The organism is Actinoplanes sp. NPDC048796 (assembly GCF_040650035.1).
GTDB lineage: Bacteria > Actinomycetota > Actinomycetes > Mycobacteriales > Micromonosporaceae > Actinoplanes.
The window spans coordinates 170,238-184,110 of record NZ_JBEZGO010000007.1 but is presented as its reverse complement, the minus strand read 5'-3'; the positions used below and the strand labels follow the sequence as shown (position 1 = coordinate 184,110).

The window sequence follows — 13,873 nt, the reverse complement described above, 5'->3', positions numbered from 1 at the left end:
ACGCCGTCGTCCCGCCCGGGTCAGCGACGGGCCGCGAACGTGATGTCGCCGCGGGTCTGCGCCCGGATGTGGTCGCTGGCCAGCATCGCGTGCGGGAAGCCGAGCTCGACGGCGCTGGCCCGGTCCAGCCGAGCGAGCTGGGCCGGGGTGAACTCGACGTCCAGCGCGCCCAGGTTCTCCCGCAGCTGCGACGACGTGCGGGCACCGATGATCGGGGAGGTCACCGCGGGGTTCTCCAGGGTCCAGGCCAGCCCGACCTGGGCGGGCGTGCGGCCCAGCTCGACGGCGATCTCCTTGACCACGTCGACGATCGCGAGGTTGCGTTCGGTGACCCCGCCGAGCGCCACGTTGAAGCTCTTGCGGGCGCTGTCGGCGGCTGTGGTGTCCGGCGCGGTCAGGTCCTGCCGGCCGTATTTGCCGGTGAGGACCCCGCCCGCGAGGGGCGACCAGAGGACCGTACCCAGCCCGAGTTCCCGGGCCATCGGCAACAGGTCCCGCTCGCCGGTGCGTTCGACCAGGTTGTACTCCAGTTGCAGCGCGACCAGTGGCGACCACCCGCGCAGGTCGGCGATGGCCTGCATGCGCGAGATCTGCCAGGCCGGGGTGTTGGAGATTCCCACGTACAGGACCTTGCCCTGGCCGACCAGGTCGTCCAGGCCGCGCAGGATCTCCTCCACGGGCGTGGTGAAGTCCCAGACGTGAAGGTAGAGCAGGTCGATGTAGTCGGTTCCCAGCTGTCGCAGGCTGGTCTCGACCGCGCCGGTCAGGCTCTTGCGGCCGGCGCCGCCGGAGTTCGGGTCGCCGGGGGTGCGCAGTGTCGTGTACTTCGTGGCCAGCACCAGGCTTTCCCGGCGGTCGCGAGCGAACTCGCCCAGCATCCGCTCGGAGGTGCCGTTGGTGTAGGTGACCGCGGTGTCGATGAAGTTGCCGCCGCGCTCGACGTAGAGGTCGAACAGCCGGCGGGCCTCGTCGCGGCCGGCGCCCCAGCCCCAGTCGTTGCCGAAGGTAGCGGCGCCGAGCGCGAGCGGCGAGACCCACAGTCCCGAACGGCCCAGCTGCCGGTAGGTGTCAAGGGTGAGTGACATCAGATTCTCCTGAGCGGATGATGAGCGGTGGGAAGGCGGGGGACCGGTCAGGCGCCGAGGCCGTAGCCGCCGGCGACGACGATGTCCTGGCCGGTCACGTAACCGGCCGCGTCCGAGGCGAGGAAGGCGACGACCTCGGCGACGCGCCGGGCGCCGATCCCGACGGTGATGACCACGGAACCGCCGTCTTCGATCAGCGGAAGCGTCTTCTGGAGGGTGAAGTACTGGCCCTTGAAGTTGATGGCGACCTGCTCGTCGAACGAAGCCTCGGTCACCTCGGTCACCGGTGCCGGCCAGGTCCCGCGCGTCGGCGCGGGTCACGAGCGCGTCGGGGAGGGCGGCCCTCGCCTGGGCGATCGTGTCGGGGTTCTGGCCCGTGACGGCGACCCGATATCCGCGGGCGTGCAGCAGTTGCGCGGTGGCCAGGCCGATTCCCGACGTCCCGCCGGTGATGAGCGCTGTGGGCATGGTGACTCCTCGACCCTAAACGGGGATGTCCCCGCTTATCGTCGCCTAGACTAAACGGGGAGTCCCCCGGTTTGCCAAGCCCGTCCGGCCCGAAACTGCGAATGTGATGACGATGACCTCTCGACCCGCCGGCCTCCGCGCCGACGCCCGCCGCAACCGTGAACACCTGATCGCCACCGCGACCGAGGTGTTCGCCTCCGGCGACCGGACGATCTCGCTCGACGCGATCGCCAAACGGGCCGGCGTCGGCAGCGCCACCCTCTACCGGCACTTCCCCACCCGCGAGGACCTGGTCGAGGAGATCTATCGCGACCAGATCCGCCCGCTCCGCGACGAGGCCCGCGCCCTTTTGGCGAGCGAGCCGCCGGTGGGCGCGCTGCACGCCTGGATGGGCCGGTTCGCCGCCTGGGCCACCGAGCGGCGCGGCCTCGGCGATGCCCTGGTCGCCATGAGCGCCACGGGCCGGTTCGGCACCGGCCCGGTCTGCGACGAGGTTCAGCAGATCCTCGGAGAACTCTTGGACGCCGGAGCGCGGGCCGGGCAATTGCGCGGCGACATCGACCCGATCGACGTGGGGAGCATGCTCGCCGGCCTGCTCTCCGTGGCCGGTGGCCCGGAGCACCGCGAACAGCTCGACCGCATGCTCGCGATCCTCATCGACGGGCTCCGGATCCGGGCCGGCGCGGCCACCGGCCGCGCCGGCCCGGGGCTCAGATGAAGCGGCCGCCGGGGAGGAACTGGGTGGGCTTCAGGGGGCGGTCGGTGATGCGGACGTCGCCGATCCAGCCGTAGAAGCCCTGCTCGTACTTCAGGTCGTACGAGGTCGCGCCGATCACGAACGGGCGGCCCACGGTGGCGATGCCGTGCGCGGGCTGGGTGGGGTTGCGGGCGATCTTCGAACCGTTCACGTAGATGATCGAGCGGCGGCCGTCGTTGACGATGGCCACGTGCTGCCAGACACCGGTGGGCAGGGCGTGGCTCCACGAGGTCGGGTTGTGGTCGCCGTCCTCGGTGTAGAGCACGTACTGCAGGAAGCGCTCCCCGGACAGGTTCAGGCTGCACGTGGGCTCGAGCTCGTCGTAGCCGCTCTTCTTGCCGGCGTCGACCGCGCGGCCCTCCCAGCTGAAGACACCCATCCAGCTGTGGTCGCCGACGAACGGCTCGGGCAGCTTGATGAAGGCCTCGATGGTGTAGCCGCCGAGGAACTTCGCGCTGTTGAGCGGGGCCTTGTCACCGGTGTGCAAGATCGCGCCGCGGTTGGGGTTCTTGCCGCCGGCGAAGTACAGGCTGGCGTGCGCCGGCGCGCCCACGTGGTGGTCCTGCGAGAGCGACACGTCGCCGGTGGCGAGACGCCGTACGGTCAAGTGGTTGCCCTTGCCGCTCAGATCCCGCACGACGGCGCCGTCGGCGACCGACTGACCGGCCGTGTCGAACCGCCAGTAGGCGGCGGTGTGCCGGTCGACGACCCGCGCGGCCGGGCGCGGTGCGGGAAGCGCCGGGGGAGCGAAGCCGGCGAACCGCTCATCGAAGTCGATCTCGAGGCTGAACCGGTCGACGTCGCTCGTGAGCTCGATCGTCTCGGCTTCCAGCGGCGTGCGCGGCGACTTCGACAGGAACCAGGGCGAGAACGTCTCCACGTCGATCCGGTTGCGGACCAGGTCGAAGTGGTAGAGCCGGATCATCGCGGCGCCGCCGTAATAGCGGTCCTGGTAGTTCGTGATGTGCACGTGGACGTCGTGCCCGGCGTCGTTCTTGAGCACGGTCCGCCCGGGCGGCCAGTAGTGGCCGTTGAGGGTCAGGAAGATCTGGTCGTTGCCCTTGATCAGCTTGTCCCAGAGCCGCTGGCCGTTGCCGGACAGGTACGCCTTCCCGCCGTCGTCGGCGTAGGCCAGGTCGTGGGTGGTCACGATCGCCGGCGTACGGGAATGGGCCTGGAGAATGCCCTGAGCCCACGTGAGGCCGCCGTCGGAGATGCGCCAGTCGAGCGCGAGGATCAGCCACTGGCGGCCGCCGGCCTCGATCAGGTGCGCGCTGTTGTAGCCGTCGGCCGAGGCGCCCAGGAAGGTCTTGCGGCCGCGGAACCGCGCCGGGCCGAAAGTGGACAGGTAAGCGGTGGTGCCGCGCTGGTCGTTGGTCGAGCTGTTCACGTCGTGGTTGCCGGCCAGGACGCTGTACGGCAGCCGCCCGTCGATCTTCTTGAACGTCTCGCCGGCCAGCTTGATCTCGGCGTCGGTGCCGTGCTCGGTGACGTCGCCCAGGTGCGTCAGGAAGGCGATGTTGTCCTCGGCGCGCTGCTCGAGCAGGTAGGAGAACGTCTCGCGCAGCGGCGCCGGGTCGGCGCTGTCGGCGTCGAACAGATACTGCGTGTCGGGCAGCACGGCCAGGGCGAAGCGCGGGCCGGCCTCGTCGAACTTGCCGGCGGACGAGTGAGCCGAGGCCGGGGTGGCGCCGAGGGCCGGTGCCACCAGGGACACTGCGGGCGCGGCCACGGCCGCGCGGAGAAGGTTACGTCGTTCCACGACCGCGAATATGGCGGCCCAACCCTAAACCCCGGCAAACACCCGGCAAGATCTTCACGCGTTCCACGCGTCGATCGCGGGCCGTCCGTGCTCGAAGGCCAGCGTCGACAGCGTGGCGGTGCCCAGCTTGAGCCGCCCGGCGAACTCGGCCGGCTGCTCGACCCAGCGGGCGCCGGCCACGCGCAGCGCGTGCCCGTGCCCGATCAGGGCGACGTCACCCTGGTCGAGGAACGTGCGCGCGTGCTTCAGCACCCGGTCGATCCGGGCGGCGATCTGCTCCGGCGACTCACCGCCGGGCGCGCCGTCGGTGAACAGCCACCACTCAGGATCGGTCTCGTGGATCGTGGCGGTGGTGATCCCCTCGTACTCGCCGTAGTTCCACTCGGCCAGATCCTCGGTCGTCTCGGTCACGGTGAGGCCGGCCAGCTCCGCGGTCCGCAGTGCCCGCTTGCGCGGGCTGGAGATCACCGCCGCGAACGTACGGTCCTTGACGCGCTCCCCGGCGGCGCGAGCCTGCCGCTCGCCCTCCTCGGTGAGCTCGAGATCGGTGTACGACGTGTGGCGCCCGTTCGCGCTCCACTCGGTCTGCCCGTGCCGGATGAGCACGATCTCGCCCATGGTGTGACTCCTTTGTCCGCCCGCGTTCTTTGTACCCCGCGAAACCGCGGACAAAGGCCCGGTCTTCCGTTCCCACGGGTGCCGTCCACCACACCAAGATCAGCGCACCCGCAGGCCACTCCTGCCGACGGTGCGGCCGGCCAGCTCCCGGTCGAGGGTCTCCTGCGCGTCGCGCATCGCGGCGGCGTACCCGGGCTCGGCCAGCCGCCGCATCCCCTCCTCCGCGGTGACCTGCTCGACCACCGCGCTGATCCACCAGATGTTGCCCCACTCGTCGCGCACCCGCCCGCCGCGCTGCCCGAACGCGTGGGTGGCGCCGGCGGTGACCACCCGAGCGCCGGCGGCGGCCGCGCGATCCATCGCGGCGTCGGCGTCGGGCACGAAGACCCGCAGCAGCGACGGCATGGCCGGCCACTCGGGACGCCGGTCGAACGCGAGCAGAACGGTGTCACCCACCCGGATCTCGGCGTGCCCGATGGTCCCGTCCTCGAGGGGCACGCGGGCGAGCTCGACCCCGTCGAACACGGTGGCGACGAAGTCCAGGAGCCGCCCGGTGTCCGGCGTGACGATCCAGGGCGCGACAGTGGTGTAGCCGTCCGGTGCGTTTCTGGTCATGACCCCGACGCTAGGCGGATTTCAGGCCAGCTTCTGACCTGAGGCCCGGACCAGTGCGGGTACGACGTAGCCGAGCAGCGCCAGCCCGGTTCCCACCCCGGCGACCAGGCCGGGCGCGACCGAGCCGGCGAGCCCGGCGATCAGCGCGACGAGGGCGACCGCGCAGACGACGGCGCCCAGCACGCGCAGCCGGGGACTGCCCAGCACCGGCGCGAGCGGAAAGAAATGCAGCCCGACCACGGCCGAGACCAGGGCCGGGGTGTACGCCGACTGCCCGGCCAGCGACAGCAGAAGCGCCCGGCCCCCGCCGCGGCGAACTCGGTCAGCACGATCAGCAGGTAGCGCCGATCGGCCGCACGGTCGCGCGGTTCCCGGCCCTCGCGCCCGGCTCTGAGGAGAATGGACAGTCCCCACCCCGCGGTCAGCAGGGCGGCCCGCTGGCCACGACCAAAAGCACACGCAGCGCACCGCCGGCCGCCGGAATGCTGAACCAGACTGCCGCGAACAAACCCAGATAGAGGCCGGCGAGGCCGGTCCGCCGCCGAGTCGACGAGTCCACTGTGAGCGCCTTTCCCGAGCACACCGCCACCACCGGGCGGCCCGCCGAGCGTACGGAAGATCACGTCAGTCCGCAGTCCGCCGAAGGTGGTCCGGCGGCGTGACCGTAATTCTCATTGATCTTGTTGGGGCGGTGCTCCTACGATGCGGCGTGAAGTTCTCCACGACGGTGTTCCTCGGGCCCGTGAGCCGCGAGCTTGTCATGCCGGCTCTGACGGCGGCGCTCGCTCCGTTCGACTACAACGGAGAGATCCGCGAGCCGTTCGACCCCAACGCGGTGTGGGATCGGTGGTGGCTGCCCCGAGCGAACCGGCTGCCGCTGCGGCCCGAGCGGGCCGGCGACGTCCGCGCCCTGCGTGTCGACGGCGACGACCGGGAGCGGGCCGCGGTCGCCGCGCCCAAAGGGATCATCGACTTCGAGGCCCTTCGCCGGTCCGCCCGCGACTATGCGGCGGCGGGGTGGGACGCCTGGGCCGGCGTCGTCCGCGCTCATCCGGCGCCGTTGCCGCTGGCGCACTTCGAGGCGGTGTACGCCGACGAGCCCGGGCAGGCCCAGCGGGAGTGGCTCGCCCAGCCGGCCGTTCAGGAGGTCGCCCGGCACGCGGAGACTCAGGAGCACCCGTACTTCACCTTCTCGCTCCTGACCGCGGATCCGGTGGCGGTCTTCGCGGGCGATCGGGAGCACTACCTCGCCGGCATCGCCGCCCAGGCCGTCGCGACGTACGCCTATGTGACGCTGGACGGACAGTGGCTCACTCAGTTCACCGATGATCGCGGATGGCCGGCCCATGTCCGGGAGATGGACCGCTACCTCGACTCAGTGCCGGACGACTGCGTCATCGCTTCGGTCCAGTGCCACATGTGAGGCGGCCTCGCCCGCTTTGGGCAGCGTGAACGACAGGGCCACGGCGACCGCGGTGAAGGCCAGGGTCCACCAGAAGGCCACGTCGAAGGAGCCGGAGTTCGCGAGGACCACGGCCAGGAGGGCCACGCCGACCGAGCCGCCGACCTGTTGGGCGATGCGGGTGACGATGCTGGCGTGCGGGATCTTCTCGTGGGGAAGGCCGACGAAGGCGACCGTCATCAGGGGGATCAGGACGATGCCCAGGCCGAGACCTCGTACGAACAAAGCGGTCATCAGCGGCCAGATCGCGGTGTGCTCGCCGGCGAGGGCGAACGGGACCGTGGCCAGGCCGACCAGGGCGAAGCCGGCCATGGCCACGGCTCGGGGGCCGACGCGGTCGAGCAGGCGGGTGGCGGCCACCCGGGAGAGCAGTGAGCCGACGCCCTGCGGGATGAGCAGCAGGCCCGCTTCGAGGGCGGTGCTGCCGCGCGACTGCTGCCAGTAGAGCGGGAGCAGGAACATCGCGCCGTAGAGGGCGGCCCCGGACAGGAACAGCAGTGACGTCGCGGCCCAGGTGTTGCGGGAGCGCAGCACGTCCAGGTCGACCAGCGCGGCCGGGCCGAGGCGCACCGCGCGCAGGACGAAGGCGGTCAGCAGGGCCGCGCCGGCCGCCAGTGGGATCAGCACGTCGGCGCGCACGAACGAGCCGGACGCGTTCGACAGGCCCCACAGCAGGACTACCAGGCCGGGGGAGAGCAGCGCGAAGCCCCGCGCGTCCAGGCGTACGCGCCGGGACGGGGTGTCGGACGGGATGAGCCGCCACGCCAGGAGCAGGCCGAGCAGGCAGAGCGGGACGTTGACCAGGAACAGCCAGCGCCAGCTGGCCGCGCCCAGGATCAGGCCGCCGATCACCGGGCCGAGGATCGGGCCGACCGCGGCCGGCAGGGCCACCACCGAGACGACGCGGTTGCGGTCGGCCTCGCCGGTCGCCTGCACGACCATCGTGGTCATCAGGGGCAGCATGGCGCCGCCGCCGGCGCCCTGGATCACGCGGAACGCGATGAGGCTGGGCGCGTTCCAAGCGAACGCGCAGAGCACCGAGCCCACCAGGAACAGGGCGAGCGCCGCCATCCACAGGCGTTTGGCGCCGACCCGGCCCTGGAGCCAGCCGACCACCGGGATGACCACGCCGAGCGCGAGCAGGTAGGCCGTGCTGACCCACTGGATCGTGCGCACGTCGGCGTGCAAGTCGGTCGCGAGCTGGTGCAGGGCCACGGCGACGATCGTCGAGTCGAGGATGACGGCCACGCCGCCGGCGATCACCGCCGCGGCGACACGGAACGGGTTGGTCATGACTAACCGCCTTAAGATACGTACCTGTATCTAACGACTTCACGGTAGGGCGGTGCGTTAAGATACGCAAGTGAGTCTTAAGACACGGCGGCGCGGCGCCGAGCTGGAGGGCGCGATCCTCGACGCGGCGTGGGAGGTGCTGGTCGAGCACGGCTACTCCGGCTTCACGTACGAGGCGGTGGCCGCGCGCGCCGGCACCAGCCGCCCGGTGCTCTACCGGCGCTGGCCGCAGCGCGAGGACCTGCTGCTGGCCACCCTTGGCAAGGGGTGGCTGGACCAGCCGATCGAGCTGCCCGACACCGGGAGCCTGCGCGAGGACGCCCTCGAGCTGCTGCGCCGGATCAACGCCGGCCGGGCCCGGATGATGATGACGCTCACCGTGCAGCTGATGGACTACTTCCGCGAGACCGGCACCAACTTCCGGGAGCTGCGCGACACGCTGCGCGGGCCGGGCCGGCCGATCGGCTTCGAGATCCTGATCGAGCGGGCGGTCGAGCGCGGCGAGCTGGCCCGCGGGCCGCGGTCGCCGCGCGTGGTGAGCCTGCCCATGGACCTGCTCCGGCACGAGATGCTGATGACGCTGAGCCCGGTGCCGGACGAGGTGATGGCCGAGATCGTCGACGACGTGTGGCTGCCCCGGCTATGAGGCGCGGGCTCGCGCTGCTCGTGGCCGGCGCGTTCTTCATGGAGATCCTGGACGCCACGGTGATCGCCCCGGCCGCCCCGCACATCGCGGCCGACCTCGGCGTGGCGCCGGTGACGATCAACGTCGCGATCACCGCGTACGTGCTGACCCTGGCCGTTCTCATCCCGATCAGCGGCTGGCTCACCGAGCGCTTCGGGGCCCGGCGGATCTTCATGACGGCCGTGGTCGTCTTCACCCTCGCCTCGGCCGGATGCGCGCTCGCGGTGAACCTGCCGATGCTGGTCGGCACGCGCATCCTGCAGGGTGCCGGCGGCGCCATGATGGTGCCGGTCGGCCGGCTCGTCGTCATCCGCACCACCGCGAAGAAGGACCTGGTGCGCGCCATCGCGTACCTGACCTGGCCCGCGCTCGTGGCCCCGCTGATCGCACCCGCTCTCGGGGGCGTGCTCAGCACGTACGCGAGCTGGCGGTTGATCTTCGTCGTGAATCTGCCCCTGGGGCTGGCCGCGCTGCTGCTGGCCCGCCGGCTGGTCCCGGACGTGCGGGCCGAGAACGCCGGGCGGCTCGACTGGCGGGGTTTCGCGCTGGTCGCGGCCGGGCTGGCCGCGCTGGTGGCCGGGCTCGAGGGGGTGGCCGGGACGCGGCCGCGCTGGCCCCTCGCCTCGGCCGAGCTGATCATCGCGGCGGTGACCCTGTCGGTCGCCGTGCGCTATCTGCTGACCACCGGCAGGCCCCTGCTCGACCTGCGCGTCCTCAAGGTCGCCACCTACCGCGTGACGGCCCTGGGCGGTTCGGTGTTCCGCGCGGTCATCGGCGCGGCGACACCGTTCCTGCTGCCGCTCTTCTTCCAGCTCGGCTTCGGCTGGTCCGCCGCCCAGGCCGGTCTGGCGATGATCGCGCTGTTCGCCGGCAACGTCGGCGTCAAGCCGGCGACCACCCCGATGATGCGCGCGCTCGGCATCCGTTCGATGATGCTGATGGCCGTTCTGGCCTCGGCGGCGATCCTGGTCGCGCTCGCCTTCACGACGAGCGGCACCCCGATCGTCCTGCTGCTCGCGGTGCTGCTGCTCAGTGGCGTCTTCCGGTCGATCGGCTTCACGACCTACAACACGATGGCCTTCGCCGACGTCCCGGCCGAGCGGATGACCGGCGCCAACTCCCTGATGTCGACGATCCAGGAGGTCGGTTCCGGCTTGGGGGTGGCTCTGGGTGCTTTGCTCGTACGGCTGGGGGCGTCGCTCACGAACGCCGAGTTCCGGTTCGCGCTGATCGCGCTGGCGGTGCTGCTCACGCTCCCGGCACTGGAGGCGATCCGACTGCCCCGCAGCGCCGGGAACGAGGTGGCGGGCCGGGCGGCCTAGGCTGCGTTCCGCGGGGCGCGGCGCGACAGCAGATCCTGTAGCGCCCCCAACATGGTTTCTCGGGTGATCACTACGAGTCTCTCGTAGGGAGCCACCCCCGCGTCCGGCGGCAACATGTGCCGCATCTCCGTCGTGCGATCTGTTCCGATGACGGCGAAATTCCCGTCAGCCAGCTCGAAGACGTCCGGACACGTCCCGTTTGTCAGACTCCCACGTTCCGACGGCGGACGGCCCAGCCGCCACTTGATGGGCGATGCCGTCAATGCGCCGGCCGCCATCCGCTGAGTGGCGGGTGGCACGCCCGAATGCTCCTCAGCAACAGAATCCATACCCGAGTCCATTCATGAATCTGTTTTCTTCGATGCACGTCCGTCGCTGGGTGCAAGCCAAACGCGACGGAAGTTGCCCAGCATCAGAAGAACGCCTCCGCCGATGCGGGGTTACGGGCCCGCCAAAAGAATCTTGGGGAGCGATTAGGGAGTGCCCGTGTTGAATGTGGCCCTCCCCGGCTTGCACCCGGGGAGGGCTTCACACACCGCTCGGACTCGGGTTAAGAGGAAACAAGCGGCTGGGGCGAAAGCGACACATTTGGCCATTTTGTCCCACTGGGGACTATTAACGGACACGCCTGCGCGCGGTTACGCCCTGGCGGGTCAGAGTGGTGCTCATTGCCGTCAAGACATCGCACCCTGTGTGCGTGACGCCGATCGGGTAATGGGTCACTTTCGTACTATTCCGGAATAGCACCACAGATCGACCCGGTATGCGGCTGGACGGTCGATGCCACGCTCACCGTATGACCACCTCGTTGGCACCACTTCCGCGCGTTCCGCGCCGGCTGGGCGGCTGGCTGATCGTCGGCAGTCTCTGCGTGACCTTCATCGCGACGATCGTGGCGTTCCCCCTCCTCATTCAGGGCTTGGTGAATGATCGTGATTGGAGGCTTCTTTCCGACGCGGGCCAGGCATACGGCGGGATTTCCGCGATCGTCGCAGGCCTGGGGCTGTGCGGAATTGCGGCATCCGTTGCCCTCCAGGTGCGGCAGACGCGGCTGGCGCAGGCCATCAGTGCTCGCGAGAGGCATTTCGAACTCGTCAAGCTCGGCCTCGAAGACCCCGCCCTGAGTTATCAGGTGGGCGACGAGACGATCGAGACGTACAAGAAAAAGGTATTGATAAACCTTTGGGTCTCGCATTGGCTTCTGGTCTGGGACATCGGCGAGGCGGACGAGCGATTTCTGCACGCCGCCCTTGATGATCTTTTCAAGGAAAGCGCCGCCCGGGAATGGTGGCGACAGCGGGGCGAGAGCTTCTCGATGCTGGACACCCGGCGGCATCGGCAGTTCATGACGATCGTGAGCCGATGCCACGCGGCCGCGGAACGGGCCGCGCAGGTCGCGCCGCCCGCCCCGGACCATGGGAACGCTGCCTAGGAGAGCGTGGCGCGGATGTCGCCCAGGCCGCGGGCCACCAGGAACTCGCCGCCGTCGGCCAGCCGGTCCCAGGCGCCGGCTTGCGCGTTCCACTTGCGCCACAGGCGGCGATCGGTGTGGACGGTCACCCGGGCCGACTCGCCGGGGGCGACGGTCACGGATTCCCAGCCGACCAGGCGTACGGGCTCGTCCGGCTCGACCGGGCGCAGGTAGACCTGCACCACCTCGCGGCTCGGGCGGGTGCCGGTGTTCGTGACGGTCGCGGTGACCGACGGCGCGTCGCCGAGCACGAGCCGCACGTCGGAGTACTCCCACGTCGCGTACCCCAGGCCGTGCCCGAGCCAGAACGCCGGCGCGGCCGCCTTGCCCGCGTAGTAGCCGCGGTAGCCGATGAACGTGCCCTCGTCGTAGCGGAGCTCGCCGTCGACCGGCGTCACCGACCAGGCCGGCGACGCCCCGTCGGCCGCCGGGAACGAGGTGACCAGCCGGCCCGCCGGCTCGATGTCGCCCAGCAGCGCCGCCGCGATCGCGTGGCCGCCCTCCTGGCCCGGCAGCCCGGCCCACAGCACCGCGTCGACCCGGGGCAGCCACGGCATGAGCACCGGGGTGGCCGCGTTGACCACCACGACCGTGCGGCGGGCCGCGCCCGCGACCGCCTCGATCAGCGCGTCCTGCGCGCCGGGCAGGGCCAGGGTGGTCTTGTCGACCGACTCGGTCTCCTGCTCCTCGGTCAGCCCCACGACCACTACCGCGACGTCGGCCGCGGCCGCCGCCCGCACCGCGTCGTCGATCACGTCCACGGTTTCACGTGAAGCCATATTCCCGACAAGTCCGTACAGGCCCATGTCCTCGAAGGCGACAGTCGCCTCGAACAGCAGCGAACCGGGCGACTCCACCACGAACGTCCGCGCCGGGGGAGTGAGCACCTCCTCGCCGATCCCGCCACCGGAGACGCGCAGCGCGAACGGCTCCGCGACCGGCGTCGACCAGTCGCCGACGCCGAGCACGCCCAGCTCCACCGGCCCGGTCGCGGCGACCACGCCGGACAGTCGGGCCGAGGCGGCCGGCGCGGCGAAGTCGTCGTCCATCCCGATCATCGTCTTGGCCAGGGCGCAGTACCGGGTCTCGAGCTCGTTCCCGGTGGCGTCGTAGATCGTCACGTCGATGCCGGGCTGCCCGTTCGACGGCGCGGTCAGGAAGCCGTTGCGCGCCGGCACCGGCCGCGTCCGCACCTCCACCCCGTCGGTCACGGTCACCCGGTCACCGAGCAGTTCGCGCAGCCCTTCCCGCACGCTGACCTGGTGGGGCGGGTTCACCTGGGCCGAGCCGCCGCCCATGTCGATCGTCTCGACCGCGTGCCGGCCGATCAGCGCCACGCTCGACGACCGCTCCAGCGGCAGCGTGCCGCCGTCGTTCTTCAGCACCGTCATACCGGCCGCCGCGAGCCGGGTCAGCTGCTCCCGGCGCACGGCCGACGAGGGCGACGGAAGCGACGAGGGCCAGTCCCGCTGGTCGCCGAGCGCGCCCACGCGCGAGGCGAGCAGCAGCAGCCGGCCCAGATGATCGTCGATCACCGCCTCCTTGACCTCGCCCGCCTCGACCGCCGCCACCAGCGCGTCGCCCCACGGGCCGTCCGGGCCCGGCATGACCAGGTCGAGACCGCCGTTGGCGGCCGCCGCGGCCGTCTTGGTGGCGAACCAGTCCGACATGATCAGGCCCGGGTAGCCCCACTCGCCCTTCACGATCTCGTTGTTGACGTGCTGCTGCTCGGTGGCGGCCTGGCCGTTCACGTCGTTGTAGGCGCCCATGATCGACCAGGCGCCGCCGTCGGAGACCGCGATCTCGAACGGCAGCAGATACAGCTCGCGCAGCGTCGCCTCGTCGACCACGCTGTTCACCGTGTTGCGATCGGTCTCCGACTCGTTGGCCACCAGATGCTTGAGGCAGGCGGCGATCCCGCTGTCCTGCATGCCGCGCACGTACGCCGCGGCCAGCTTGCCGGTCAGGAGCGGATCTTCCGAGTACGCCTCGAACAGCCGCCCGCCGAGCGGACTGCGATGCAGGTTGATCGTCGGGCCGAGCACCACGTGGATCTGCTGGGCCATCGCCTCCTCGGCCAGGAGCTTTCCCACCTCGTAGGCCGAAGCCTCGTCCCACGCCGAGGCCAGCAGCGTCGCGTTGGGAAACAGGGAAACGACCCGCCCGCCCACGAACTTCAGGCCGCGGACGCCGGTCGGACCGTCGGAGAAGCGCATCTCGCCGAGACCGATCGACGGCTCCGGCGCGAGCGAGAAAGCGGAGGCGCCGGTGAGCAGGCGAACCTTGGCCGGCAGATCGAGCGACGTGATGAGGGCGGCGAAGTCGAGCGTCATGG

General features: G+C 70.7%; 13 protein-coding genes and 1 pseudogene. 5 read left to right on the top strand and 9 right to left on the bottom strand.

The window, feature by feature from the left end; all coding sequences use genetic code 11:
- Positions 1-20: 20 nt before the first annotated feature.
- From AB0C26_RS28075 to AB0C26_RS28065, 3 genes and pseudogenes are all read right to left on the bottom strand, one after another.
- Positions 21-1,085: an aldo/keto reductase gene (locus tag AB0C26_RS28075; RefSeq protein ID WP_360254028.1), complete on the bottom strand. Its 1,065-nt coding sequence runs from the start codon at positions 1,083-1,085 to the stop codon at positions 21-23.
- 47 nt (positions 1,086-1,132) lie between these two features.
- The gene (locus AB0C26_RS28070; protein WP_360254026.1) at positions 1,133-1,360 is read right to left on the bottom strand and encodes an SDR family oxidoreductase; all 228 of its coding nucleotides are present in this window, start codon (positions 1,358-1,360) and stop codon (positions 1,133-1,135) included.
- Positions 1,361-1,442: 82 nt separating this feature from the next.
- Positions 1,443-1,553, bottom strand: a pseudogene (locus tag AB0C26_RS28065) (SDR family NAD(P)-dependent oxidoreductase); the annotation flags it as partial.
- Positions 1,554-1,665: 112 nt separating this feature from the next.
- Here AB0C26_RS28065 and AB0C26_RS28060 point away from each other — a divergent pair.
- A complete protein-coding gene (locus tag AB0C26_RS28060; protein WP_360253524.1) occupies positions 1,666-2,271 on the top strand; it encodes a TetR/AcrR family transcriptional regulator in 606 nt (201 codons plus the stop codon).
- Here the strand turns inward: AB0C26_RS28060 and AB0C26_RS28055 are convergent.
- The 4 genes from AB0C26_RS28055 to AB0C26_RS28040 form a co-directional block, all read right to left on the bottom strand.
- Positions 2,264-4,072, bottom strand: coding sequence for a LamG-like jellyroll fold domain-containing protein (locus AB0C26_RS28055; RefSeq protein WP_360253522.1), 1,809 nt, complete (start codon positions 4,070-4,072; stop codon positions 2,264-2,266). The genes AB0C26_RS28060 and AB0C26_RS28055 overlap by 8 nt on opposite strands.
- 54 nt (positions 4,073-4,126) lie before the next feature.
- Positions 4,127-4,690, bottom strand: coding sequence for a histidine phosphatase family protein (locus AB0C26_RS28050; RefSeq protein ID WP_360253520.1), 564 nt, complete (start codon positions 4,688-4,690; stop codon positions 4,127-4,129).
- A 99-nt stretch (positions 4,691-4,789) separates the two neighbouring features.
- Positions 4,790-5,305, bottom strand: a complete 516-nt coding sequence (locus AB0C26_RS28045) for a VOC family protein (protein ID WP_360253518.1) — start codon at positions 5,303-5,305, stop codon at positions 4,790-4,792.
- 21 nt (positions 5,306-5,326) lie between these two features.
- On the bottom strand, positions 5,327-5,545 hold the full coding sequence (locus AB0C26_RS28040) for a hypothetical protein (protein ID WP_360253516.1): 219 nt from the start codon (positions 5,543-5,545) through the stop codon (positions 5,327-5,329).
- Between the two features lie 469 nt (positions 5,546-6,014).
- Between AB0C26_RS28040 and AB0C26_RS28035 the strand changes: the two genes are divergently transcribed.
- The gene (locus AB0C26_RS28035; RefSeq protein WP_360253514.1) at positions 6,015-6,728 is read left to right on the top strand and encodes a hypothetical protein; all 714 of its coding nucleotides are present in this window, start codon (positions 6,015-6,017) and stop codon (positions 6,726-6,728) included.
- Here the strand turns inward: AB0C26_RS28035 and AB0C26_RS28030 are convergent.
- Positions 6,681-8,060, bottom strand: coding sequence for an MDR family MFS transporter (locus AB0C26_RS28030; RefSeq protein WP_360253512.1), 1,380 nt, complete (start codon positions 8,058-8,060; stop codon positions 6,681-6,683). The two genes, AB0C26_RS28035 and AB0C26_RS28030, sit on opposite strands and share 48 nt — an antisense overlap.
- A gap of 70 nt (positions 8,061-8,130) precedes the next feature.
- Between AB0C26_RS28030 and AB0C26_RS28025 the strand changes: the two genes are divergently transcribed.
- The 3 genes from AB0C26_RS28025 to AB0C26_RS28015 all read left to right on the top strand — a co-directional run bounded on the left by AB0C26_RS28025 (position 8,131) and on the right by AB0C26_RS28015 (position 11,499).
- Positions 8,131-8,706: a TetR/AcrR family transcriptional regulator gene (locus tag AB0C26_RS28025; protein ID WP_360253510.1), complete on the top strand. Its 576-nt coding sequence runs from the start codon at positions 8,131-8,133 to the stop codon at positions 8,704-8,706.
- A complete protein-coding gene (locus tag AB0C26_RS28020; protein ID WP_360253508.1) occupies positions 8,703-10,067 on the top strand; it encodes an MFS transporter in 1,365 nt (454 codons plus the stop codon). The genes AB0C26_RS28025 and AB0C26_RS28020 overlap by 4 nt, the downstream gene beginning before the upstream one ends.
- A 796-nt stretch (positions 10,068-10,863) precedes the next feature.
- Positions 10,864-11,499, top strand: a complete 636-nt coding sequence (locus tag AB0C26_RS28015; RefSeq protein ID WP_360253506.1) for a DUF6082 family protein — start codon at positions 10,864-10,866, stop codon at positions 11,497-11,499.
- On the opposite strand, the gene AB0C26_RS28010 is transcribed toward AB0C26_RS28015, so the two are convergent.
- Positions 11,496-13,871 (bottom strand): glycoside hydrolase family 3 C-terminal domain-containing protein, encoded by a 2,376-nt coding sequence (locus AB0C26_RS28010; RefSeq protein ID WP_360253504.1) that lies wholly within the window; start codon positions 13,869-13,871, stop codon positions 11,496-11,498. The genes AB0C26_RS28015 and AB0C26_RS28010 overlap by 4 nt on opposite strands.
- Positions 13,872-13,873: the final 2 nt, after the last annotated feature.

Coding starts and splice junctions, on each gene's coding strand:
- AB0C26_RS28075 (WP_360254028.1), bottom strand. CDS start 1,085: ATGTCACTCACCCTTGACACCTACCGGCAGCTGGGCCGTTCGGGACTG.
- AB0C26_RS28060 (WP_360253524.1), top strand. CDS start 1,666: ATGACCTCTCGACCCGCCGGCCTCCGCGCCGACGCCCGCCGCAACCGT.
- AB0C26_RS28050 (WP_360253520.1), bottom strand. CDS start 4,690: ATGGGCGAGATCGTGCTCATCCGGCACGGGCAGACCGAGTGGAGCGCG.
- AB0C26_RS28045 (WP_360253518.1), bottom strand. CDS start 5,305: ATGACCAGAAACGCACCGGACGGCTACACCACTGTCGCGCCCTGGATC.
- AB0C26_RS28030 (WP_360253512.1), bottom strand. CDS start 8,060: ATGACCAACCCGTTCCGTGTCGCCGCGGCGGTGATCGCCGGCGGCGTG.
- AB0C26_RS28020 (WP_360253508.1), top strand. CDS start 8,703: ATGAGGCGCGGGCTCGCGCTGCTCGTGGCCGGCGCGTTCTTCATGGAG.
- AB0C26_RS28015 (WP_360253506.1), top strand. CDS start 10,864: ATGACCACCTCGTTGGCACCACTTCCGCGCGTTCCGCGCCGGCTGGGC.
- AB0C26_RS28010 (WP_360253504.1), bottom strand. CDS start 13,871: ATGACGCTCGACTTCGCCGCCCTCATCACGTCGCTCGATCTGCCGGCC.